The sequence below is a fragment of the Paraburkholderia nemoris genome (assembly GCF_905221015.1).
GTDB classification, from domain to species: domain Bacteria; phylum Pseudomonadota; class Gammaproteobacteria; order Burkholderiales; family Burkholderiaceae; genus Paraburkholderia; species Paraburkholderia nemoris.
Window position 1 is genome coordinate 66,435 of the sequence record NZ_CAJNBO010000022.1, and the last position, 22,916, is coordinate 89,350.

General features: G+C 60.5%; 15 protein-coding genes and 1 pseudogene. 7 read left to right on the forward strand and 9 right to left on the reverse strand.

Features of this window, described 5'->3' with window-relative positions:
• Window positions 1-179 precede the first annotated feature (179 nt).
• Window positions 180-1,337 (forward strand): HNH endonuclease, encoded by a 1,158-nt coding sequence (locus KHO33_RS29320; protein ID WP_200567179.1) that lies wholly within the window; start codon window positions 180-182, stop codon window positions 1,335-1,337.
• Between the two features lie 573 nt (window positions 1,338-1,910).
• Here KHO33_RS29320 and KHO33_RS29325 read toward each other — a convergent pair.
• The 6 genes and pseudogenes from KHO33_RS29325 to KHO33_RS43015 form a co-directional block, all read right to left on the reverse strand.
• Window positions 1,911-1,991 (reverse strand): annotated as a pseudogene (locus KHO33_RS29325) (DUF2818 family protein); the annotation flags it as partial.
• Window positions 1,991-3,460 (reverse strand): NADH-quinone oxidoreductase subunit NuoN, encoded by a 1,470-nt coding sequence (gene nuoN / locus KHO33_RS29330; RefSeq protein WP_200567180.1) that lies wholly within the window; start codon window positions 3,458-3,460, stop codon window positions 1,991-1,993. The gene nuoN and the pseudogene KHO33_RS29325, both read right to left, overlap by 1 nt.
• A gap of 213 nt (window positions 3,461-3,673) precedes the next feature.
• Window positions 3,674-5,176 (reverse strand): GntP family permease, encoded by a 1,503-nt coding sequence (locus KHO33_RS29335; RefSeq protein ID WP_200567181.1) that lies wholly within the window; start codon window positions 5,174-5,176, stop codon window positions 3,674-3,676.
• 91 nt (window positions 5,177-5,267) lie between these two features.
• A complete protein-coding gene (locus KHO33_RS42655) occupies window positions 5,268-5,393 on the reverse strand; it encodes a hypothetical protein (RefSeq protein WP_267915679.1) in 126 nt (41 codons plus the stop codon).
• 1 nt (window position 5,394) lies between these two features.
• Window positions 5,395-6,477, reverse strand: a complete 1,083-nt coding sequence (locus tag KHO33_RS29340; RefSeq protein WP_200567182.1) for a patatin-like phospholipase family protein — start codon at window positions 6,475-6,477, stop codon at window positions 5,395-5,397.
• Window positions 6,478-6,487: 10 nt separating this feature from the next.
• Window positions 6,488-6,841: a transposase gene (locus KHO33_RS43015; protein ID WP_200567236.1), complete on the reverse strand. Its 354-nt coding sequence runs from the start codon at window positions 6,839-6,841 to the stop codon at window positions 6,488-6,490.
• 556 nt (window positions 6,842-7,397) lie between these two features.
• On the opposite strand from KHO33_RS43015, the gene nhaA reads away from it, so the two are divergent.
• The 3 genes from nhaA (at window position 7,398) to KHO33_RS29360 (ending at window position 10,462) form a co-directional block, all read left to right on the forward strand.
• A complete protein-coding gene (gene nhaA / locus KHO33_RS29350; RefSeq protein WP_200567237.1) occupies window positions 7,398-8,609 on the forward strand; it encodes a Na+/H+ antiporter NhaA in 1,212 nt (403 codons plus the stop codon).
• A gap of 24 nt (window positions 8,610-8,633) precedes the next feature.
• A complete protein-coding gene (gene gltS, locus KHO33_RS29355) occupies window positions 8,634-9,836 on the forward strand; it encodes a sodium/glutamate symporter (protein ID WP_200567183.1) in 1,203 nt (400 codons plus the stop codon).
• A gap of 215 nt (window positions 9,837-10,051) precedes the next feature.
• A complete protein-coding gene (locus KHO33_RS29360) occupies window positions 10,052-10,462 on the forward strand; it encodes a hypothetical protein (RefSeq protein WP_200567184.1) in 411 nt (136 codons plus the stop codon).
• A 127-nt stretch (window positions 10,463-10,589) separates the two neighbouring features.
• Here KHO33_RS29360 and KHO33_RS29365 read toward each other — a convergent pair whose 3' ends face one another.
• Window positions 10,590-14,114: a mechanosensitive ion channel domain-containing protein gene (locus KHO33_RS29365; RefSeq protein WP_200567185.1), complete on the reverse strand. Its 3,525-nt coding sequence runs from the start codon at window positions 14,112-14,114 to the stop codon at window positions 10,590-10,592.
• A gap of 210 nt (window positions 14,115-14,324) precedes the next feature.
• On the reverse strand, window positions 14,325-16,802 hold the full coding sequence (locus KHO33_RS29370) for a hypothetical protein (RefSeq protein ID WP_211629244.1): 2,478 nt from the start codon (window positions 16,800-16,802) through the stop codon (window positions 14,325-14,327).
• A 391-nt stretch (window positions 16,803-17,193) separates the two neighbouring features.
• On the opposite strand from KHO33_RS29370, the gene KHO33_RS29375 reads away from it, so the two are divergent.
• Window positions 17,194-17,955, forward strand: coding sequence for a bestrophin-like domain (locus KHO33_RS29375; RefSeq protein ID WP_200567187.1), 762 nt, complete (start codon window positions 17,194-17,196; stop codon window positions 17,953-17,955).
• Between the two features lie 50 nt (window positions 17,956-18,005).
• On the opposite strand, the gene KHO33_RS29380 is transcribed toward KHO33_RS29375, so the two are convergent.
• Window positions 18,006-18,842 (reverse strand): transporter, encoded by an 837-nt coding sequence (locus KHO33_RS29380; protein ID WP_234480761.1) that lies wholly within the window; start codon window positions 18,840-18,842, stop codon window positions 18,006-18,008.
• A gap of 1,830 nt (window positions 18,843-20,672) precedes the next feature.
• Between KHO33_RS29380 and KHO33_RS29385 the strand changes: the two genes are divergently transcribed.
• Both KHO33_RS29385 and KHO33_RS29390 read left to right on the forward strand, forming a co-directional pair.
• Window positions 20,673-22,184: a PAS domain-containing sensor histidine kinase gene (locus tag KHO33_RS29385; RefSeq protein ID WP_236074716.1), complete on the forward strand. Its 1,512-nt coding sequence runs from the start codon at window positions 20,673-20,675 to the stop codon at window positions 22,182-22,184.
• The gene (locus KHO33_RS29390) at window positions 22,181-22,816 is read left to right on the forward strand and encodes a response regulator transcription factor (RefSeq protein WP_200567188.1); all 636 of its coding nucleotides are present in this window, start codon (window positions 22,181-22,183) and stop codon (window positions 22,814-22,816) included. Before KHO33_RS29385 ends, KHO33_RS29390 begins: the two co-directional genes overlap by 4 nt.
• Window positions 22,817-22,916 lie beyond the last annotated feature (100 nt).

A 22,916-nucleotide genomic window follows, 5' to 3' on the forward strand; every position in this document is an offset into this window, starting at 1 on the left:
TTCCCATGTATTAATCGCTCAGTTCCAATTTGCACGATGTGCGGGCTTCCAATAGCGGCGGTGTACGAGCAATACCCCACGCCTGAAGCAACACATCGAACGACGGTGCTGCGACAGTCTTTAGGACCGGCAATTCCGGAACGAGCGACTTCGGACTGGCCTAGCCGTCGTCAGGCACAATGGGTTATCTAAGCCGACATTCCGATGCTATGGGCCATTGTGCTATTTGCGACGAAGAGATTACGCCTCTGAATGACTCGAAGGAACACGTCGTTCCCAATGCGGTTGGTGGAAGACTCAAAGTACGAGGTTTTATCTGCCGAAAATGCAACAACGGCAGCGGGTGCGAATGGGATGCCGAACTCGCTGACCAGTTCAACTGGTTTTCCGTCACATTGAACGTAAAACGCGAGGCAGGCGTAGCACCTAGCCATCCGGTAAAGACGGTAGGCGGCCAAGGGCTGCTTCTGCATGCTGACGGCACGATGTCGCCAGACAAACCCGTTATTTCAACAACCGAAATTCCGTCGGGGCGCCAGATCTCCATCAAAGCGCGAACTAGGTTGGAGGCTCGCAAAATCCTTAAAGGCTTGCAGCGAAAGTATCCTGAGAGTGACTTCAGCATGGCGTTTGCCAGTTTGACAGAAGAAACATCAATGCCTGACGGACCAATCATGACGTCCTTCCAGTTCGGCGGCCCTCTCGCTGGGAGATCGATAGTCAAAACAGCGGTGGCGATGGCTTTCAGGATGTCGATTCCCCCCGCCGGGTGCGAACTGGCAATGCGTTACATCAAAGGTGTCGCCGCCACGCCCCCGTTTGCGGAGTTCCTGTCACGCGACCTCGTCCGCATTCGTCCGGACAAACACGTTTTCCATGTTGTTTCCGTTCGCGGCGATCCCGAAACGAAGCGGCTCATGGGTTACGTCGAATACTTCGGCCTTGGGCGCTTCTTGGTGTTGCTGAGTACGGAGTACGACGGCTGTCCCGTTCAACGTACGTACTCGATTAACCCAGCAACGGCAGAAGAAATAAAGATTGCCGTGGACCTGGTGCTTTCCGAGGACGAATTTAATCGCTGGCTCGCCAACGACGCCGTTCCGGATGGATCTCGCGAAGCCGCTTTCAACTATGCGATGCCCGTCATCTTGCGTCAAATGTACGCGCGCGCGGATGCGAACGCGTTTGACCGCGCGTACGAGGAAGCCTGTCGTGACATGGGTATCGAGTCGTCAGAAGCGCTCGACAACGACCAAATCATGGAGTTTTCACGTCGTATGGCTCACAAGCTAATGCCCCATCTCTTGCGCATCCTCCGACACCGGCCGCGCGTATAGTGCCAAAGTCAACGGACCAAGCCTAGTCTCCTATGACAATGCTTCTGACCTGCAGGGCATTGTGTTATGACTTGCGCAGAATGAACGACCTCGGCCTAACCTGAACTTCCGAGATGGCTCGACTGCGGCCCGACGTGGACGCATGAACGACGGAACGTTACGTCGGCGCATCGTTGGACCGAGTTCGGCCCAGACCGTGTCAAAACGCGTACCCGACCTTAATGGCACGCTCGCTGAGCGCACCTGTAACTGGCGTCGTTCTCCCCAAGCTAGTCGCAATCCTCACGATGACCCGCTTGCGAGCCGGCGCCACAGGCCGGGTCCGACCTGCTGGGCCATTCAAAGTTGAACTGCGAACGTCGGGAGCTCGGCCTACCTCTGACTTTCGAACGGCCAATTGGCGCCCGCTAATTTCCATATCAGCTACATACTGGCTGTTGAGTCGGCGTGCGTCCGCTTCCGAACATCTACGAGTTTCTACGATTGCCGAAGAATTTCCCTGAAAACCAGTACTGGCGCTCTCCTTAGCACCCCACCAGCATGGTTTTCTGTCCAGCGCACGGGGTTCGCTTCAGCGAAGAGCCGCAGATTCAGGAACGGCACGTTGGGTCCCACGAGCGCCAACCGCACGATGAACCAACCTGCTGCCGACATCAGAGAGGCAGTGTGTGCGAGATAGCCTGCAGGCAGACCGTCATCAGCGGACCGGGAACGATGCCGAGCACAAGCACTGCCACGCCGTTCAGCGCAAGCAGCGTTCGGTTGGAGGTGTCGGCCACGATCGGCGTGGCGTCCTGAGGATCGTCGAAGTACATCAGCTTGACGATGCGCAGGTAGTAGAACGCCCCGACCAGCGACGTGATCACGGCCAGCACGGCGAGCCATGTGAGGCCGGCATTTATCGTCGCTTCGAGCACGGCGAGCTTCGCGTAGAAGCCGACCGTCGGCGGAATGCCTGCGAGCGAGAACATCATCACCATCATCACGAACGCGAAGATCGGGCTGCGCTGGTTGAGACCTTTGAAGTCGTCGAGCGCTTCGGCTTCGAAATCGCGGCGTGCGAGCAGCATGATCACGCCGAAAGTGCCTGTCGTCGTAACCAGATACACGATGCTGTAGAACATCGCCGAACCGTACGCGCTGGCTGCGCCACTGGCCTTGCCGTCGACAACTCCAGCCAGCAGACCGAGCAGCACGAAGCCCATGTTCGAAATTGCCGAGTACGCGAGCATCCGCTTGATATTGCGCTGGACGATACCCGTGACGTTGCCGACGATCATCGACAGCGCCGCCAGAATCACGAGCATTTCCTGCCAGTTAACGGCGAGCGGCAGCAGACCCATCACGAGGAAGCGCAAGCCCCACGCGAACGCCGCGACCTTCGGACCGCCGCCGACGAAGAGCGTCATCGCGGTCGGCGCGCCCTGATAGACGTCCGGCACCCACATATGGAACGGCGCCGCGCCCATCTTGAATGCAACGCCTGCGACGATGAAAACCACGCCAAACAGCAGCACGGCATCGTTGATGCGACCCGAAGCAACCGCCTTCAGTACCTCGTTCAGTTCGAGCGAGCCCGTCGCGCCGTAGATCATCGAGATGCCGTACAGCAGGAAACCCGTAGCCAGTGCTCCAAGCACGTAGTACTTCATCGCCGCCTCGCTCGATTGTGCGACGTCGCGGCGCAACGCGACCATTGCGTAAAGCGACAGCGACATCAGTTCGAGACCGAGGTACAGCATCAGGAAGTGATTGCCCGAAATCATGATTAGCTGGCCGAGCAGAGAGAACATGCCGAGCAGGAACACGTGGTCGCGAAACATGTCTCGATCTTCGAGATATCTGCGCGAATAGACGAGCGCGATAGCGAAACCAAGCGACACGGTCGCCTTCATCACGCTGGCGAATGAATCGATCACGATCATCCAAGAGAAGAAATAGTACTGGTGCGAATCGAACGATTGGATCGCGAACCACACGCCCGCGGCGGTCGACGACAGGAGCGCGACGAGGTAAGTAAGACGCCGGTTCATTGCTTCGGAGCAGAAGTCTCCCAACCGGGAGGCGATCACGATCGCGAGTACTACCAGCGCGTCGGGCAACAGCACATGTGCGTCTTGCATGATCTTTACGGCCCCTATGAAATCAGGTGAGTTAAGCCGCATGCGAATTGATCGAGGAGAAGCCGAGATACTGTTGATCCAGGCATTCTCCCTCCATGTGCCCCGGCTTTGGCCTGAAATCTCCAGCTGTGGCCTTGGCTTGCAGCCACTCCAGGCCATCCCATCCCTCCGGGCCGATCGAGATTGACACATAACGGCGCGCACAACTTCAATCTAGAACGATCCCGCGACCGACCCGATTGCGATCACTATAACGAGCGCCAGGAGCGCGCCAACTATACCCACCATCACAATGTCGCGATAGCTTTCGCGATGTGTCGAGCCACACACCGCAAGCAGCGTGACGACCGCGCCGTTGTGCGGCAGGCTGTCCAGCGTACCGGAAGAAATCACCGCCACACGGTGCAGTAACGCCGGATCGATGTGATGCTGTGCAGCCAGTTGCAGGTACGTGCTGCCGAGCGCATCGAGTGCAATCGTCATACCGCCGGACGCCGAACCTGTCAGTGCAGCCAGCAGGTTAGTCGCTACCGCTAGCGACACCAGCGGGCCGCCGCCGATGCCAAGTACCCATTCGCGGACGAGCGCGAACGCAGGCAGCGCTGCGATCACCGCGCCATAACCGACCAGGCTGCTCACGCTGAGCACCGGCAACACCGCTGCGTTCGCTCCCGCGTCGATACTTTCACGCAACGCAGTGAGCCTCGCCCGATTAAGCAGTACAAGCGTGACGGTTGCCACCCCGAGTGCAACGCAAACACCCCACACCCCGCCGACAGCTCCGAGCGACGTCGCTCCCCAGCGGACTTCAGCCAGATATGACGCGTCGAGCCGCGGTAATACGACGACGTTCATGATGAAGTTCACGCCCACGACAATCACCAGCGGAGCGATGGCGATGCCGAACGACGGCATGATCGAGGAGACGTGGCCGTGGCCGATCTCGATGGGATCAAAGGTCTGCGAGACGGTCGCACGCTCACGCACGAGGCTAGTGTCGCGTGCAGCCCCAATTTCCGGCATGGGGTGTTTAGCCGCCTGGGTTGTGAAGCCTTCGCCGAGAGCGTGTGCCTGAGCTTCCTGTCTGCCCAGCCACCATAGTCCGAATCCGGCCATCACGAGGCTCGCGATCACCCCGAGGCCGGGCGCGGCGAACGGCGTCGTACCGAAAAACGGCATCGGAATCGCATTCTGGATCGCCGGCGTGCCCGGCAACGCGGACATCGTGAAGGTCGAAGTACCGAGCGCTATGGCTGGAGGCATCAACCGGCGCGGAATGTTTGCTTCCTGAAAGAGCGCCTGCGCCATCGGTGCCAGTACAAAAAAGGCAACAAATAGACTGACGCCACCGTAGGTAACGAGCGCACCGCCGATCACTACCGCTAGCATCGCGCGGCGTGCGCCTAGCCGGCGCGTCATAAAGCTCGCGATGGCCTGCACTGAACCGCTATCCTCCATCAGCTTGCCGAACAGTGCACCAAGCAGGAACAGTGGAAAGAACTGCCCGACAAAACGCGCCGCGCTACCCATGAAGGTCTGCGTCCAATGCGCGAGGACCGGTTCGCCGGAGATGCCTGCTGCCAGCATCGCAGCAAGCGGCGCGAGCAGCAGCACGCTCCAGCCACGATAAGCAAGCCAGATCAGCAGGCCGAGACTGACGAGCATGCCGGTCAGTCCGAGGCCGAGCGCGAGAGGAGTAAGTGCAACTGCGTCCATAGTCGTACTCCAGCGAGGGGCTCTCGCGTTGAATGGTGGTAGGCATGCAAGCACAGCGAGCGAACCCGTTACCATCCAGATCAACCTCCCTCTACGTGCCGAATGACGGCCAGTCGACCGGCAGCCGCCACGTTTCGCAGCACGGCGTCACAAACAGTTCATCGAGATTCAAAGCGATGCCACGCTCGCGACGGGGACTGACCGAGAAGCCAGACATTTCATACCTGCTCAAGAACCGTATCGAGTAGGGAGTCAAGATCGAAAGTCGATCGATTGCCAAGATCCGCCGCATGATCCTTCAGGAAGAGATCCATACACTTGCGCCCTTCTTCTCGCAACATGCAGAGAAACTCCCACTCTGCGTTGAGCTTGGATGACACGCCAAGTTCAACCATGCGTGGGCTTGCGATTCGGTGAACGCGCGCGTCGGCCCATTGTTCCGCCCATGCCGCGTGCCCGGGACCTTCGTCGACAAACAAGCGCTGGAACATGGCAATACCACGCAATTCCTTCTTGAGGCTTGAATTGAATGAAATCTCGTTCAGCCGATTAAGAATCTCCGACGCCGTTCTGGGCACGCCGGGCCGCTCAATCGGATTGATCTGGACAAGCAGAATATCGCGCGCCTTGCTTTCGCGAATAACCGGCGTTAGCAACGGATTGCCGGAAAAACCGCCATCCCAATAAGGGTCGCCGTCTATCTCGATGGCCTGATGTACCAATGGCAGGCATGCCGAAGCAAGAACTGCCTCGACACTTATATTCGCATTTCGGAAAACGCGCGGCAGACCCGTGCGGACATTGGTGGCGGTGACGAACAGCTTGATCGGCGATTGCTTCAACCCTTCGAAATCAATGCTTTCCTCCAGAATGGTCCGTAGTGGATCGAAGTTCGTCGGGTTGGTTTGATAGGGGGAAAACAGGCGACTGAAGAGATCGTAGAAGACATAGGCAGGAGAATTATCGAGCGACCAGTTACCCATCATCACGTCAACGGGCGTCCGCTGGAATGGGCTGTACCGCGCCGCATCGCTGACCCGTCGCCAGAACTTCTCAAGGGCCGCTTTTGCACCTTCTGGCCCTTCCAGCGTATATCCATGCAGCAGCACAACAGCGTTCATCGCTCCGGCAGAGGTACCTGTGATGCTTTCGATCTGCAGCCAGGGTATTTCGAGCACCCGCTCAAGCACGCCCCACGTAAAGGCACCGTGAGCACCGCCGCCCTGCAAGGCAAGATCGATCGACAGAGGATCGTGGTTCTCGACAGAGGCCTTAGGGTCGTCGTGATGTTGCGTGACCATTGTCTTCCCCTTATCGGTCTTGATCCGAACATTGCCGAAGATGCGCCGCCGGTTGCCTGTCTACTACAAGACCAGCGCCATCGCCATTAGACGTGCCGTGTGTTTCAACCGTCCCGGCCAGATGCGCGATCGCACCCTCGAGCTGCAGCGTCATCGCGCCTGCGGCATGAAGCTCGTCGTCACGGCCATCCTGTTGCTGGCGGCGCACCGTGTCGAGCGCCTTGGACGCGTGCGCGACGACGTGAAACTTCTCGGACGTTAGCCGTGTGTCGGGCAGATGTTCGCCCACGTCCTTGACGAAGGCGGGCGACATGTCGATGCTGACCGAGGCAATCTGATCGGGTGTGCCGTGGTGTTGGCTCAGATGGGCCGCGAACCCCTTAGTCGTCTTCGCATCGCGCCCGGCCTTGACGCCTCACGTCATCCAATCGGAATTCAAAAAGGGAAGAAAATGACATGACGGTATGAAGCGCATTCCCGCCTGGAATTCTTCCCGGGTTCACGTCAATTGTGGTGTTGGCGTCCCGTTAAAACAATTGGACTTTGGTCCAATAGTCGCCTCGCAGCCGCTTGACGCCGCGGCCGCTCCATGTGCTGGGCGCCGGACAGCGCGCCGTACGCATCTGTTTAAAAATTTCGACTCCGACCATGTGCTGGTGAGCGAGGGCGCCAGGCGTTTCGGAGCCCGACGTCAGCGAGAACGTGATGCTCAAGGAGACCGTCGATGATGAGTTCACGACAGTACAGGATCGGGCACTGCGCTCTTGCCGGGTTCGACCGGCATTGAAGATAGGTGTCAATAATCGCGCTCGTGCACTATCATCATTTGCAAAAGGACCAATGTGCCCGACTCAATACGGCCGCTGGCGCCGGCTGAGCCCTTCCAGGGTGGATGCGCAGACAACGGAGCGGACGTCGTGATCGGCAACACGATTCGCAAGTCAACCGACGGTATCTCCGACTTCCTCAAACTGGAATCGGCGGGCGGGTTGCTGCTCATGGCCGCAGCAGTACTCGCGCTGATCTTCAGCAATTCACCGCTTCGACACGCGTACGAGGATCTGCTGAAGATCCCTGTGGAGGTGCGCTTTGGATCGCTAATCGTCGCGAAGCCGCTTCTACTGTGGATCAACGACGGTTTGATGGCTATTTTTTTCCTCCTCGTCGGACTGGAGGTCAAGCGTGAGGTTCTTGAAGGTGAACTATCCACTCCCGCACAGATCGTGCTGCCTGTCGTCGCCGGCGTGGGCGGAATGGTGGTGCCCGCACTCATCTACCTCATTATCAACCGTGGAAATGGCGCGGCCTTGAATGGCTGGGCCATTCCCACGGCCACTGACATTGCATTTGCGCTCGGCATTCTTTCCCTGCTCGGCGACCGCGTGCCGGTGTCGCTGAAAATATTTCTGACTGCAGTGGCGATTGCCGATGACCTGGGCGCAATCGTCATCATCGCGCTGTTTTATACCGCCGATCTTTCGATCACAATGCTTCTTTTCGCGGTGGGGGCGATTGCGGTGCTGATTGCCTTGAACCTCCTGAAAATCACGCGCATCGCACCTTACGTTATTGTCGGCGTGATCTTGTGGGTATTCGTTCTGAAGTCCGGCGTTCACGCAACGCTCGCAGGCGTTGCGATCGCTTTCGCCGTGCCGTTGAGGACGAAGGACGCTCATGGCCATGCTCCCCTGCATCAGCTTGAGCACAGCCTCCATCCCTGGGTGGCCTTCGGCGTTTTACCGATCTTCGCTTTCGCCAATGCCGGGGTATCGTTCGCTGGCGTTACGCTTGCAGCGCTAGCTGCGCCGCTGCCGCTCGGCATTGCTGCAGGTCTTTTCGTCGGGAAGCTCGTCGGCGTTTGCGGGGCGAGTGCCGCGCTGGTTCGACTCGGACTGGCGAGGCTTCCCGAGGGCGTCAGTTGGCCCCAGCTGGTTGGCGTCGCCGCACTGTGTGGCGTCGGCTTCACCATGAGTCTGTTCATCGGCTCCCTCGCTTTCGAAGGCCCCGAATATTTCACACCGCTCCGGTTGGGCGTAATCGCGGGTTCAACGCTATCGGGCGTTACTGGTTATCTGTTTCTCAGGTTCGCGTCGGGTCATTCCAGCACAACCCCATCGCACGGGGCTAACTGATCGATCTCTCAACTGGAGAAGAACATGGTGCGCCTCGACACGCTCGAAACGCTGATGGCCGCATCCCTGGTTCTTCTGCTCGGGCGGCAGATTCTTGCCCGGACACCCATTCTGCGAACTTACACCATCCCCGAACCGGTAGTGGGCGGCCTGCTTGTCGCGCTGCTGGTTTTTGCGTTACGCAGTACCTTGCAGATCGACGTGCGTTTCGATACAGCGCTTCAAGCGCCACTGATGCTCTCTTTCTTTGCCACCATCGGTCTTAACGCAGATATGGCAAGCCTGAAAGCTGGGGGGCGTTCGTTGATTGTCTTTCTCGGTGCGGTGGTCGGCCTGCTCGTGATGCAGGATGCGCTCGGCATCGGCCTCGCCTGGGCGTTGGGACAGGAGCGCATTCTCGGCCTGCTCGGGGCGTCGGTGACCCTTTCAGGCGGCCACGGCACCGGTGCAGCGTGGGCCAAGGTGTTCGCAGAGCATCACGGGCTTCAGGCGGCGACGGAGATTGCAATTGCCTGCGCAACGTTCGGCTTGATACTCGGCGGATTGATCGGCGGCCCGGTCGCGCGTTTCCTCATCACACACTACGGCCTTGTTCCCAACCCGGAACCCGATGTCGCAGGAACCACCGGTTTCGAGCAACCCAAAGCGGTTCGGCCGATCACGGCCGACGCCGTGATCGAAACGGTGGCGCTGATTGCGGTTTGTCTCGCTGTCGGCTCGGCGCTCGCATCCTTGCTGACCGGCACGGCGTTCGAGCTACCCGCATTCGTGTGTGTACTGTTCGTCGGCGTCGTTCTGCGCAATGGGCTTGCCGTGACCGGCTGGTATCAGATCTCCGAACTCGCAGTGTCGTTGCTCGGCAATGTGAGCCTCGGGCTCTTTCTCGCGATTGCGCTGATGAGCCTGCGCTTGGGGGACCTGGCCTCGCTTGCGTTGCCGCTTCTCGCAATCCTGGTCGTGCAGGCGATCGCTATGGCGGGCTACGCCATTTTCGTCACCTTCCGGGTCATGGGTCGCAACTATGATGCGGCGGTGCTAGCCGCTGGCCACTGCGGTTTCGGCCTCGGGGCCACGCCGACCGCAATCGCCAACATGCAAGCCATCACGGAGCGGTTCGGCCCCTCCCATCTGGCCTTTCTGGTGGTGCCGATGGTGGGCGCATTTTTCATCGACATCGCGAACGCGATCGTCATCAAGTTGTTCCTGTTGCTGCCAATATATGGGTAAATAAGACCTCGGGCCTTATCGGGGGCGGCACATCACAGCAGACCCGGGCACGACTATTTCTGTCCGGGCCATCCAAAGCGCTCGCCACGGCCGAGATGTATCCTGCAGATAGGGCGCTGCGGCCGCACTGTTCGACCACAACCCCTATCGCGTTGTTCAAGCGAGAAAGCGCGTTCGGCGATTTCGGTCGCAGTCCGTGAAGTAGTGGAAATGCCATGAAGCGTATTTATGGAGTGATTGCGCTGTGCAGTGCGTTGGCCGCCTGCATATCGGCGGGCGTCGACGTCAGACCAGAGCAACTTTCGGGCTTCAGGCGAGGTGTGACCAGCCTTGAAGAGGTTGTCGCCGTGCTCGGGTCTCCGACGGCACAGACCACGCTAAGCGATGGATCGACCGTGCTGATCTACTCATTCGTCACATCCAGGCCTCGTCCCGAAAGCTTTATCCCGCTCATCGGTCCGCTCTTCGGTGGGGCAGACACGCAATCTTCGACAGTTGTGTTCGAGTTCGACGAATACGGCGTTCTCACGAGTCAACGCAGGACGACATCGAGCGGCGCGTCGGGATTGAGTGCGAAGACTCCCGGCACGCTGCCGCAGACGGATGAGCCTGGTCAAACGAAGTAGCTCGAGCCGGCCCGCCCTCGATCGCGGGCGGTCAGGCGTGCGACTGGACTCGTACTGAACGACGCCATCGATGTGCCTTTTGCTGCATGCAGTCAAATTTATTGACGCAGCAAGATCAGAAGGCTCGCTATGGTTTGTGATCTATTGACTTGCGAGCGGCTGTAGCACCCGCGGCAGCTCCGTCCTCCGTGCGCTGTACCGCGTCGTGCGCCGGCAGCGCCGGGTGTCCGGACTTGAGATGAACATCGTGCTGCGGGAACGGGATTTCAACTCCCGCCTGCCGCAACCCACGTTCGATCGCCGTAAGCACATCGTGGGTGGCGGGAATTCGTTGATTCACGCCCTCGACAAAGAACCGCGCCTCAAAATTGAGTGAACTGTCACCGAAAGCGAGGAAGAATACGCTGGGGGCGGGATTCGTGAGGACATTTGGTACTGAGCGCACTGCTTTCAGGATCGATTCGCACGTAGCCTCAGTGTCGGATCCGTAGGCGACGCCGACCTTCAGCACCACCCGCGTGATGTGATCACTCAGCGTCCAGTTGATGACCCGCTCCGTGATGACGGTCTTGTTCGGTATCACCACTTCCTTGCGATCGAAGTCGGTCACTGTCGTGGCGCGCGCCTGCACACGGGTCACGACGCCGGTCACGTCTGCGACGGTCACGGTATCGCCGATGCGGATGGGCCGCTCGAACAATATGATCAAACCGGAGACGAAATTTGCGAAGATCTCCTGCAGGCCGAAGCCGAGGCCCACGCCCATGGCCGCGACCAGCCATTGAATCCGGGACCAGTTGCCGCCCAGCACACTAAACACCGTCATCACCGCCCCACCGACAATGACGTAGCGGGCCACGGTTCTGATGGCATAGCGGCTGCCGCCTGAGAGCCGTGCCCGATCTGGGAGCGCGATATCAAGGAAGCCTCCGATGTTTTTGACCGCAACGATTGCGACAAATCCTGTCGTCAGGGCGAGCATCACGCCCCCGAGGGTGACGGCGCGCTCAACCGTTTGACCCTCCTCGACATCGGTATAGGTCCAGAGAGAAATCTCGTTGAGCCGGCTCAGACCCGGCAATGCTCCGTGCCAGACCACCAGCACGGCAGCCACGAGCAGTATCGCGGATAACGCGCGCAACAATCGCGTCGCCTGGGCTCCGATCGATGCCAGGTCGGGGCGATCCAGGTTCTTGCGCGCCCCGTCGATGAGGACTTCTACCTCCCGATCCATGCCCTGCGTCCGCGCGCGCTCAAGCTCGTCGCGCTGGTCGCCCAACCAGCGCGCGGTCAGCGTATGGAACAGCGCGATCGCTGCAGCAGCGAGGCAACTGATCAGCGTGAGCCGACCGAAGACCTGCGCAGCGTTGTAAAAGCCAACCGCTGACAGTACCGCAAGGGATAGCGGCACCACACAGGCGAACACGTAGACAGCATATTTCATGACCACATTCCGGTCCTCCGCGCCTGGACCGAAATACCGCGAGAGAACCCGGCCACCCGGCCGGAAGGTCACGCCGATTACTCCGGCGAACACGATGAGCGCCAGCATATGGGTTAGGCGCCCCAGTGAGGCCCGCACGATGAGATCGTCATACTGGGATGCGGCCCGGTTGACGAAGCCTAGCGGCACCACGAGGAACGTGAACACGCGTGACGCGCGGCGCAACGCGCGCACTGACTGGGCCTCGAGTCCGAAATGCAGTTGGGCAATGCCATCAGGACGAAACAGCCTTGAGAAGAACAGTCCTATGAATACCCCCCACGCCGTTGGGTCGAGCCCCTCGCCGATAGCATTGGCAAATTCTGAAGCCGTCGGGGAGGCAACGATCAGGTTGCCGACCGTCCAGATCGCCAGCGGCAGCGGCGCGACGACGAGCAGGGTTGTGCCAAGGGCCTGCACGGTGGCGGCAACGTTGCGATCGCCCGCCGCATCCTTGCACTCGTCCAGGCGCTGCAGCCGCGCAAGCAGCCGTTTTCGCGCGGCAAGGATGGCGAGCACGGCGCCAGCCAGAACCAGCACTTGCAGCGAGCGTTGCTGCGCCTGGGCCTCGATGGTTTCGCCCACCTCGCGCCAGCCCTCTGGCGAGGCCAGCAGCAGCAGCGCCTGCGGCAGATCACTGAAGGACCGTTCGGACAGGGGGGTCACAGGCACCCAGAACAACGCCTTGTCGATCAGGCGGCGATAGTCTTGCGCGGTGCCCAGGAGCTGGTCCTCGGCGGCGACGAGTTCGTCCAGCGTGTTCAGGTAGGTTCGCTGCGAAGTCGATAGCCGATCGAGCAGTTCCTTGCGGTCAGCAATCAGGACACCAGCCTCGTCGCGCAGGGCCGCCACTTCGGCCGGCTGTGTGCGCGCAGCCGCGTTGCGCATGATGGTGTCGAGCTCCTGGTCCGGGTTTGCGAGGTGACGTTGCTCACGCTCGACCTGGAAGGCAGCCGCAGCGATTGACTCAGCGGCGCGCGCCCGTTCGCCGCGCGCGCGACGGAACTGCTCCGCTTCAGGCAGCGCGGCAGCACGCTCCGCGAGCACCCGGGCCAGTGATTCCGTGAGCTTGCTGCGCTCCAGACGCAGGCGCGCGCGCTGAAAATCGACCGCCAGGTGCTCCGCCTCTGCAGCGCGCTGATCGCGAGCTTGCCGTAATGACTCGATTTCCTTGGCCGTCCCGGCAAGCTGTGCAGAGCTTTGCACATTGGCTGCCGCCAATCGACTCAAGGAGGGACTGCGGCTCACCAACTGCCGTTGGCGCTCGGCCGCGTCCTCCTCGGCCCGCCGTGCGTCATCTACTCGACGTTGATCGACCAGCGCCACCAACTGCTTCAGGTCAGTGTCGCCGCGCTGCAATTGCGCCCGGACCACTTCCCGCCGCAGCTGCGTCAAACGGGCCAATAGGGGTTGCGCATCGATGCGGTCGCGCAAGACTTCAGACTCAGCCTGGCGAACCAGCAGCGCGGCCCGCTTCGCCTGCAACTCAGTCTGTGCGAGCAAGGTCTGACGTGATGCACCTGAGGCCGTCTGGATCTCTTCGCGCAACCGCTCCAGACCGGCTTGCGCCTCGCGCTGCGTGTTGCGCAGCTCCGCGGGCTCCGTGTCGACACGTTCGGTTTCGAGGTCGAGCATCGCGAGTTCGGCGCGCGCGGCGGCCTGACGAGCCCCGGCCTGGGCTAGCGCCTGCTCCATTTCATTGAGTGTGCTGCCGGCACTCGAAGGGCCGGCAACCGCCTGGTCTGATTCAGCGCGCAGTTGTTCCAGTGTCCGCTCCAGGTCACGAATCTGGTCCGGCGCATCGTGCATTAACTGACGATAGTTCTGCGCCTGGGCACGGAGCTCGGGAACACGCTCCAGATCCGCGAGCGTTGCGCGGGACAGTTCCGCTATGCGTGCCTTGGTGGGCACGTCGATGTCCCTGCGGGCCTCCGCTTCCCGGGCCGTCCGCCGCACCTGTTCGACGCTCAGGTCAGCGTTCGAGCGAACCTCGGGAGGTTCCGCCTGCGCGACTACAGCCGTCATGGTTGCGCCGACCAGCAACAGTCGCGCTATGGTCAGGGGACCAACCAGACGGGCTTTGTCGGGGACGGACTGCCCGCAGCACGCCATCGCTTTGTCCAGCAGGGCGTCGAAGGCCAAGGCTAGCCGGCGCGTCGGGCTACTCATCGATGTTCGCCTCCTGGGTCAGAAAGCGCCGCTGCCCCACGGCCATTGACGCCCGACGACATCTGCGCAGCGTCGCATCTCTGTCTTTCGAAAAGCCGGGGCGACGACCGGCAAGCGTACCCCCAGACAATAGCCAAAGAGGCAGTGGGAATGCCGATATCAGTTGAGACGCACTGCAGTGAACCAGGCCAGGGTTTAAATGGCGCCGTGCTACTGCCGACGGAAACCACCGCCACCCCTTGCGCCGCCGGCGCCGTTGGCTCTCCGCTCGATACCTCCTCCCGGTTGCGCGTAGCGTTGACTCTGGGTCGCACCTCTCTGACGATTCTGCATGTCGTTGTTCAGGTCTCCAAAGGAGGGCTGTGCGCTGGTCCGGTTGATTCCACCCGCAGCATTCTGGGGCTGGGCTGCGGCCCTGCTCGGCGGTGCTGGCGTGGTGCGCTGCTGCTGATAGGTCTGGGCTCCTTGCGGAGCGGGCCGCGGATTTGCCGGCTGGGCTCCCGCCGGGCGTTGCTGCTGATAGCTCTGCGCGCTTTGCTGAGTGGTTCCGGCGTTACCGGGCCGGGCCGCTGCGAGGCGTTGCTGCTGAGAGTTCTGCGCGTTTTGCCGGGTCGCGCCGGTGTTCGTCGTAGTGGGCGTTCGCTGGGGCTGCCCGGTTTGCGTTCTTTGCGGCGACGACTGCGGTGTCGGTTTGTTCACATTGGACCAGGAACCGTTATCGTACTTCTGCCAGCTCCCCCCCGTGTTCTTGTACACATTGCCATCACGCCCGGCGTAAAGGTCGCCGTTTGCGGTCTTACCAGCTACGGCACGGCCGTTGGCCGTGCTTCCAGCAACCGCCTTGCCGCCTGCCGAATTCTGATAAGTCCCGACCGTGCCCTTCGCTGTGGTCTGGTGCTGCGTCGCCGCCCACTGGTTTCCCTTTGTCACGACAGAGCTTCCCCACTGGCCGTACGCGTTCGATCCCTGACGGGTAGCGCCATAAGCGCCGGTGTAGGGGTTATAGGCCTGCGCGACAGTCGCGCTGCCATACTTCCCGGAAACCGTGGCGCCGCGCGCGTACGTACCGGTATTAGGATTGTACGAAGCGCCCCACTGCGCGCTACCCGCCGGGCCATAGGCGCTGCCGCGCACGCCGCGCGCGCCTGTATAGGGGTTATAGGTCGGGTATCCGTACGGCGCCGGACGCGGATAGTAGACTGGGTACGGCCCGGAGCCCACGCGGACATAGGGCGGATAGTAGTAGCCGTTGCCTTGGGCAACGATCGCGCCGACGGCGGCACCTGCGATAAACATGCCGAGATATCCGGCGGTATAGCTGGCCTGGACGGACCCGCCTGGCACGACCTGTTGCGTCACGTAAGTGACGTTATAAACGGGCGAGGCCGGCGGGATCGTGTAGATCACCTGAGGTACTGAACTGCTGGTTTGCCAGGGTCCGGCCGGCGACGGCGAATCGAACCATACGCCCCGCGAACAGAGGTAATAGTGATTCTGTACCTTGATGATCTTGTCGGGGGTGTTGGTTGCGTAGGCGAGTGGGGTGCCTTCGATCGGGGCGAAATTCGGCTCGCCGCTGTATGCGACCTTGATCTCGGCCGCGGCTGCGGCAGGGTTCACCTCAACGGTCGTCGGAATCTGCGCGAGCAGCACCGCATCCTCGGCTTCCGGCGTGCCCGGCACGGAAGCGAGGACTCGCGAGGCCGGGCTGTCGCGAGGGATTCTGGCGAAATCGGCCGGTAGCTGGTTCGTTGCGAACGTCCATGGCCCACTGGGGCTGGGCGACGAAAACCAGCGCCCTGCGGTCAGATAGTAGTAGGTCTTGGTCGGCCCGTAGACGAACACGTCGCTATCGGTATTCTTCGCGAATACCAGTCCTGTGCCGGGGATCGCGGTGTAAACCGGTTGGCCGTCGAACATGATCAGCTCGGCCGGCGTACTGCTGAAGAAGACCGCCGGCGGCTTTGCAGCCTGCTTCGCAGACGGCGGAATGAAGGGCTTCAGGTCCGTCCAGGTGGGGTCGGCCGGAACTTTCGTCATCTTGGCAGGGAGCGTCTTCGTTTCCGTCCAGCCGGTTTTCAGGTCGGTCGACGTCATCCATGACTGGCCGGTGAACAGGTAGTACTGGTGGGCCGCGTTGTCGACGAACAGCGGCCAGCTGGCGTTGACGACGAATGAGACATCTGAATTCTGGATCGGCGCCGGTACCGGGTCGCCATCCACAAACAGCAGGACCGCCGGCCCGAAACTGACAAAGATGGTCGGTGGATCGCTCTTGATGGCTACGACCGGTGCTGCCTTCTTTTTGTCGACGCTCGCTGCCAGCCGATCCATCGACAAGGTCAGCGACGCCTGCGGATTGAGAAATTTCCGCACCAGCTGATCCAGCTTCTGGCTCGTTGCCTGGTCCGCACCGGGGAAAGCGGTACCGGTAATTTGCGGACTACTCAGAAGTACGTTGCGACTGTCGATATCCACGTCAGTGTGCATTTGCAACGTGATCACGCCCACCTGTGGCTTGCCACCGCGCGGGATGATGCTAACCGCTATTCGGCCGGTCAGTTCCTTGAAGTCTTTCCAGTCGTCGATCTGGGGCTGGTAATAGGTGAGGGTCGCGTCCTCCTGGACCATTTCACGCGGCCAGCCAGGGTCTTGAGTCGCGGCGCGGATCGGCTGGATGGCCGACAACGCCAGTGCCAGCGCCAACATTCGCAAGGGCAGTCGGGAAGTCACGATGCTTTGCTCCTGTCCGCCTCACGGCACTTCCGCGGCGCGACCCGTGCCAGGGACGGAAGGCGAATGAGCAGACACGGGTACAGAGGTTGGCGGCCGGGTCGCTGTTGCCGTCAGTGGTGCAGCTAAAAAGATAGGTTCACTACAGCGCACATGCAATTGGACCTTGGTCCAATTGCATGCAGCCGCGCGGCGAGCAAGATGCGGAACAGTAAGAGGGAATCACCAGATTTCGTCAATCGTGCGATTGGGGGAAACAGGGGCAACGTCGGCGCCGCGAAGACGCGCGCGGGCAAGCGCCCGGGCGCTATGCGCAATACCAGAACCAGAGACGGAGGATTGCAGGGTGAACCACCTCGTCGTTGCGTTGATTGTGTTCGTATGCATTGTCGGCAGCGCGCTGCTTGGCTCGTATCTGCGCGTCGTGCTGCCGCAACACCACCTTAGCGATGAGTCGACCAATGTCGTCAAACTGGCGACCGGCCTGATCGCTACCATGGCCGCCCTCGTGCTTGGCCTGCTGATCTCGTCGGCGAAAGGCTCGTTCGACACGACCAATAGCGAGATTCTGCATAGTGCCGCCGACATTGTGCGCCTTGATCGCGTGCTGGCCAGATATGGACCGGAAACGCAGGAGATACGCGGCTTGCTTAAACGTAACACCGCCGCGTCGATCCAGGTGCTCGCTTCCGGCGATCGGTCGCAGTTGGCGGGAATGAGCGGGCCCGAGGCAGTGGGAAGGGGAGAGGACTTCCAGCGCAAGGTGGAGGAACTCTCGCCGCACAACGCGGTGCAAAGTCAATTGCAGGCACACGCCCTCCAGATCGTCGATGAAGTGTCTGCCGCGCGCTGGCTGGCGCTACTCCAGCAGAAGGGCTCGATCCCCGTGCCGCTGCTGGTGGTTCTGGTGTCCTGGCTAGCCATTCTCTTCGGCACGTTTGGTTTGTTCGCGCCTCGCAACGGTACGACCATGACAGTGTTAGCCATGGGGGCACTGTCGACTGCCGGCGCGATTTTTCTGATCATGGAAATGAATTCACCGCTCGATGGGGTGGTCAGAATCTCGCTTGAGCCCATGCGCGCAGCGCTCGCCATTCTTGGCGAGTAGCCGCTCGATTGCGCGGGCGTTGGCTCTGCTGGCCACGCGCTCAGGCCGGTTCAGTGATTGAACCAGTGGTATTGGAGAGCGACCGAGACGGTTTGGAAATTGCCGCCGACGCGAGTTATCAGCCCACGCGACCACGCGAGCTTTGCGGACCACTTCTCGGTAAGCGGCACCGAGAGCGTGACGCCGTAGCGGACACTGCGCTGGAGGTCCTGATCCTGGACGCTGTTCACGCTTGTCCGGCCGCCTGTGAAATACGTCGCGTCCGCGGCGAGCCAAAGCCCGGGGCGCCAGGTGTAGCCGCCGTGCAACTGGAACTCGGGGATCGGATCCTGGCTGCGCTTGCGTCCGCCAAAAAAATCGTTGTTGTCCGTGAAGAACCACACGCCCGCTGCGCCGTCCACGAACCAGTTGCCAATCGGCTGGGACAGTCCGATTTCTGGTTTGAACGACCATCGGTTCGATCCCACGTTGATCAGTCGGGACGGCACGTACTGACCCGTTGGCGCAACCATGCTCAGACTGACACCAAGAACCGTGGAGGGTCTGCGCCGCGCGAACTCCTCCGGTGTCAGCGCCGGGTCGCCCAGCAGATTCACGGCGACCCTGAACAGCACGTCGCCCATTCCTGATCGGTATGCATGCTGCGGGACACCCTCGACGTCGCCAGTGACATTCGCGCTCGCGTACGGGACAGACACCGCAACGCTCGTGGTATGGCCAGCGACGCCGAAGCTGTGGGAATAGCCGAACGCATACGTGTTGATTCTGGCCTGCACATTGGCAATCGGCAACGAAGGATCGACTGAGAACCCGCCGCTCGATCGTCCATAGCCGACCACCACGAAATTCGTGCCGACCGGCGTAGCCGAATAGGCGTGGGGTTCCATGTCCTGGGCACTCGCCAACGCGGACCAGAGCAAGGCAACACCGACACGTGCCGGCCGAAAGCGCCGGACAGAGCGCGTCGCCGACTGGATCCCAGCCTTGCAACCCGACTTGACTGTGTGATTCGAGTCGACCGATGGTTTCGGCATTGTCGTGACGTTCGTCTCTGATTGAGGTATGAGACGGCTGGATGATCCGTGTTCGCAATAGGACCAAAGTCCAATGTGCGTATGACTGCATCCGGCTAATCTGGAAGATGCGAGAGTCCGCTCGCGTCGTTCCTTGGAGAGAGTCATGACGAGTTCTGTACGCACATTCACGGTTCTGCTGGTGTTGCTGAAAATCAGTTCCGTGAGCGCGCAAGGACAGTATCCGATGCTCGATAAGTTGGCCGGAAAGGTCGTCGAAAGGTATCAAAACTCGTCCTGTCAGTAACTCGCAGAGGAAAAGAGCCGTCCAGCGATAGCGCAAAAAGCGCAGATGGAGCAAGGAGCGGTTGAGATGCTTCGTAATGACGCTGGCACGCGTGCGGGATTTCTCAACCGTGTCGCGGCGCCTGTCGCCAACAAACTGTTCGAGTGCGGAATGATTCCTTGACCGTCTTGTACCGGCCACATCAGGAGTTGACTATGAAATTTCTGCTTATGTTGGCATGCGTCGTGTTGTCTTCGAACGCATTCGCGAACTGCGCTACTAACGCGCGCGGCGAGACCGTTTGCGGCAACGGACAGACGGCCGGCGGCTATAACCCGAATACGGGTAACGCGTGGAAGGCCCAAAAGAATCAGAACGGCGTCACGACGACCCAGACAAGCAGGGGCGGAGAGGCCAAGACAAAGAACGGTAAGGGTGTGTATAAAAGCCCCAGTGGGAAGACATGCTATCGGAGCGCCAACAGTCAGGGATGCAATTGAATATATGAGGCTGCGCTTTGGATGTTCAGGCTGCCAGGCTCGACGAGCGGGCGTTGTGCCGGTTGGTGAAATCGGCAAGGGGGACGGCGCCTCGAGTGCTGCTGGCGCCAAACTTCTGGACGTCGGGGTCCGTTGGGACCGCGAGTGGCAATGACGTCGCTAATGCCGAATACAATGGAGCCCAAGATGGCGGAGGGCGAGGCCAGCTTCCTCTGCGCCTCGCCCGGTCGTGTGCTACTCGCCGCAAGCGGCTCTCAACTTTGACAGACGTGTCGCCAGCGTCGCATCTTCGCCGTCCCGAAGCCGAGTCGAAGCGGTCTATATTTGCAGCCTCGTATTATTTATGCGTTGATTGAGGATTGCTTAAGAAATGCTTAAGAATTATTTGAAACTGGTCGATCCTGTAACGAGCTGGTATTGGCACGGCAAGGGTTCGTCAGAGCTCACCCATGCATTATTCAACTACATGCACTTCAGAGCAGTGGACAATCCGACTTCGGTTCAAAGCAATGGTGGTTCAGTGCAGAGGCATCGGATTGGGATGTAGAAGAATATATGTGCATGTCATTGCTATTTTCTCACTTCGTACTAGGATTAATTTGCTGTTCGGTCTGATCCGGTCGCGGAAGTTTTTACTGGGATTTTAATCCGGCTGGCGGTGTGCAAGTCCAGCCCTGCCATCTGCCACGCCGGCAAATCGACGGACGAGCCACGATTCTGAGCTTCCGGCCGGCTTCGGAACATCGAGCAGCGGAAACCAGCCTCCGGGTCAAGGGGCCTTGCCTCTTATGGAATTCCAGAGCGAGTTCTTGTTAGCCCATCTCGCGGTGCCGACCTTTGAGAGGCAGTTCGGCCATGAGCATCGTCATGCCAGTCACCGTCGTGCTGGAAACGGCAGCCATCCTGTGGTTGCTGACGGTGCTGGTGCGACGCCAGCGGTCGACGACATCGATCGCTAGTCATAATTCGCCACATCTGTCAGCGTTTTACGCCGCGCGCGCCATGCTCGGCCTGCGTGTGATGCGGGCACGCTTGTCGAAGATAGCCAGGAGAGCCGGTCCTTTCGACTCGTTGGCTAAAGCCGGTTCGTCAGGAGAGGCATGCGAGACACGCGCGGAGAACCTTCACGTCGCGGAGGCTGCCAACGCGCGGGACGCGGGTCAACGTGGGACTCGCGCCGAGCATCCATTTGCGGAGCGACTCCGTGTCATGGCTTCCGCGCGAGTCGTTCACCAGGAGCCTGCTGAGAGTGGCGCTCGGTCGGTGGGCCTGGCGGGTTCACGCGCCGGCGCGATCGAGCGAGGGAGCGGTGAGCGCTACTTTCGCGAGGCATTGGCGCAATTGCCGTTTGCGATTCTGATGCTGGGCGAGCATGGCCTCATGGTGATGGTCAACCCGCAAACTGCGAACCTGTTCGGATACGAATGCGATGAAATCATCGGGAAACCTGTCGGACTACTGGTGCCTGACCTGCATTTCGACAGCAATACCCGCTTCTGGGCCGGTCTGCGCGCGTTACGGCAATCCCGTGGCATCGCGCCTTCGCACGAACTGTCTGCACGGCGCAAGGACGGCACGGAATTTCCCGTAGAAATCGGGCTTGGTGCATTTCGCTTCGACGACGACAACGTAACGCTCGGATTCATCATTGATCGGACGGATCGCTACGAGTTACATCGCAACCGCCAGGAACTCGCGCATCTGACGCGGGTGTCCACCATGGGCCAGTTGGCCTCATCGCTAGCCCATGAGCTGAACCAGCCGCTTACCGCGATCCTGAGCAACGTGCAGGCGGCGCAGCGGTTTATGGCTGCCGATCCGATCGATCTGGGTGAGGTTCGGGAGATCCTGAATGACATCGTTCAGGATGACTACCGCGCAAGCGAAGTGATTCGACGCATTCGTGCAGTCGTCAAGAAAGGCGATCTGGAGGTCGCGCCACTCCACCTCGCAGGCGTGATCCGTGACGTGATCCTTCTGGTGCACAGCGATGCGATTGTGCGCGGAACGCGCGTGACGCTCGACATCGACGGCGATCTGCCGCTGGTGCGAGGCGACAAGGTGCAGCTGCAGCAGGTCATCCTCAATCTCCTGCTTAATGCATTCGACGCGATGAACAATGTGCCGCCGCTCGATCGCGTGGTCTCCGTGACGCTCCGGCCCGAGAAAGACGGCATGGTCTGCATCGCCGTTCGTGATCGGGGCCATGGACTGACTTCCGACAAGCTTGACAAGATCTTCAAGCCATTTTTTACATCAAAACCCCAAGGGCTCGGTTTGGGATTGTCGATTAGCCGTTCCATCATCGACATGCACCGCGGGCGACTCTGGGCCGAAAACAACACCGATCGAGGCGCGACGTTCTATGTCACTCTGCCCGCAGAGGATATGACTACGACGAGGCAGGACGAGTCGCGACACAGGCCATGACATATTCAGATTTGCTCGTGTTCGTCGTCGACGACGACGATTCTGTGCGCCGTGCGCTGGCGCGTCTGCTCCAGTCCGCCGGCTATCGGGTAGAGACATTCGGTTCGGCACACGCATTTCTCGACAGGATGCGAGCCAATACCTGTCCTGCGTGCCTTGTACTGGATATCCAGTTGCCGGATCTCAGCGGTCTGGAACTGCAGCGCGAGCTCAATGCGGCCCTGCCGATCATTTTCATTACCGGGTACGGGGACATCCCCACGACAGTAGGAGCAATAAAGGCGGGGGCAATCGATTTCCTGCCGAAGCCGGTGCGTGATACCGATCTGCTTCGCGCGATCGGACAGGCGTTCGAGCTTCTTGCGCAAACGCACGCAGTCCACCGCGAACTGGATGCGATCCGTGTGCGTCTCGGACGGCTGACACCTCGCGAGCGGGAGGTGATGGCGCTCGTCGTGACCGGCCGAATGAACAAGCAGGTCGCCGGCGAACTGGGTACGGTCGAAAAAACGATCAAGGCCCATCGCGCGCGTGTGATGGCGAAGATGGAAGTCACGTCGCTGGCCGAGCTTGTCCGGGTCGCAGACAAGGCCGGTATGGGCGGTGCTGCTGAACCGCACGCATCGCACTAAACGGCAACAATCTGGCGCGAACGGCAGTCTGTGCTGGCGCGCTTTTCGATCTCGGGTGTCCACCCTGGACCAAGGTCCAATATCGGCAAACCTGTCTGAC

What these genes read in the sequence shown, in the direction of transcription:
- KHO33_RS29390 (WP_200567188.1), top strand. Translation starts at nt 22,181, where the DNA reads ATGACATATTCAGATTTGCTCGTGTTCGTCGTCGACGACGACGATTCT.
- KHO33_RS29340 (WP_200567182.1), bottom strand. Translation starts at nt 6,477, where the DNA reads ATGGTCACGCAACATCACGACGACCCTAAGGCCTCTGTCGAGAACCAC.
- nuoN (WP_200567180.1), bottom strand. Translation starts at nt 3,460, where the DNA reads ATGCAAGACGCACATGTGCTGTTGCCCGACGCGCTGGTAGTACTCGCG.
- gltS (WP_200567183.1), top strand. Translation starts at nt 8,634, where the DNA reads ATGGTGCGCCTCGACACGCTCGAAACGCTGATGGCCGCATCCCTGGTT.
- KHO33_RS29320 (WP_200567179.1), top strand. Translation starts at nt 180, where the DNA reads ATGGGTTATCTAAGCCGACATTCCGATGCTATGGGCCATTGTGCTATT.
- KHO33_RS29360 (WP_200567184.1), top strand. Translation starts at nt 10,052, where the DNA reads ATGAAGCGTATTTATGGAGTGATTGCGCTGTGCAGTGCGTTGGCCGCC.
- KHO33_RS42655 (WP_267915679.1), bottom strand. Translation starts at nt 5,393, where the DNA reads ATGTCTGGCTTCTCGGTCAGTCCCCGTCGCGAGCGTGGCATCGCTTTG.
- KHO33_RS29335 (WP_200567181.1), bottom strand. Translation starts at nt 5,176, where the DNA reads ATGGACGCAGTTGCACTTACTCCTCTCGCGCTCGGCCTCGGACTGACC.
- KHO33_RS29365 (WP_200567185.1), bottom strand. Translation starts at nt 14,114, where the DNA reads ATGAGTAGCCCGACGCGCCGGCTAGCCTTGGCCTTCGACGCCCTGCTG.
- KHO33_RS29380 (WP_234480761.1), bottom strand. Translation starts at nt 18,842, where the DNA reads ATGGAACCCCACGCCTATTCGGCTACGCCGGTCGGCACGAATTTCGTG.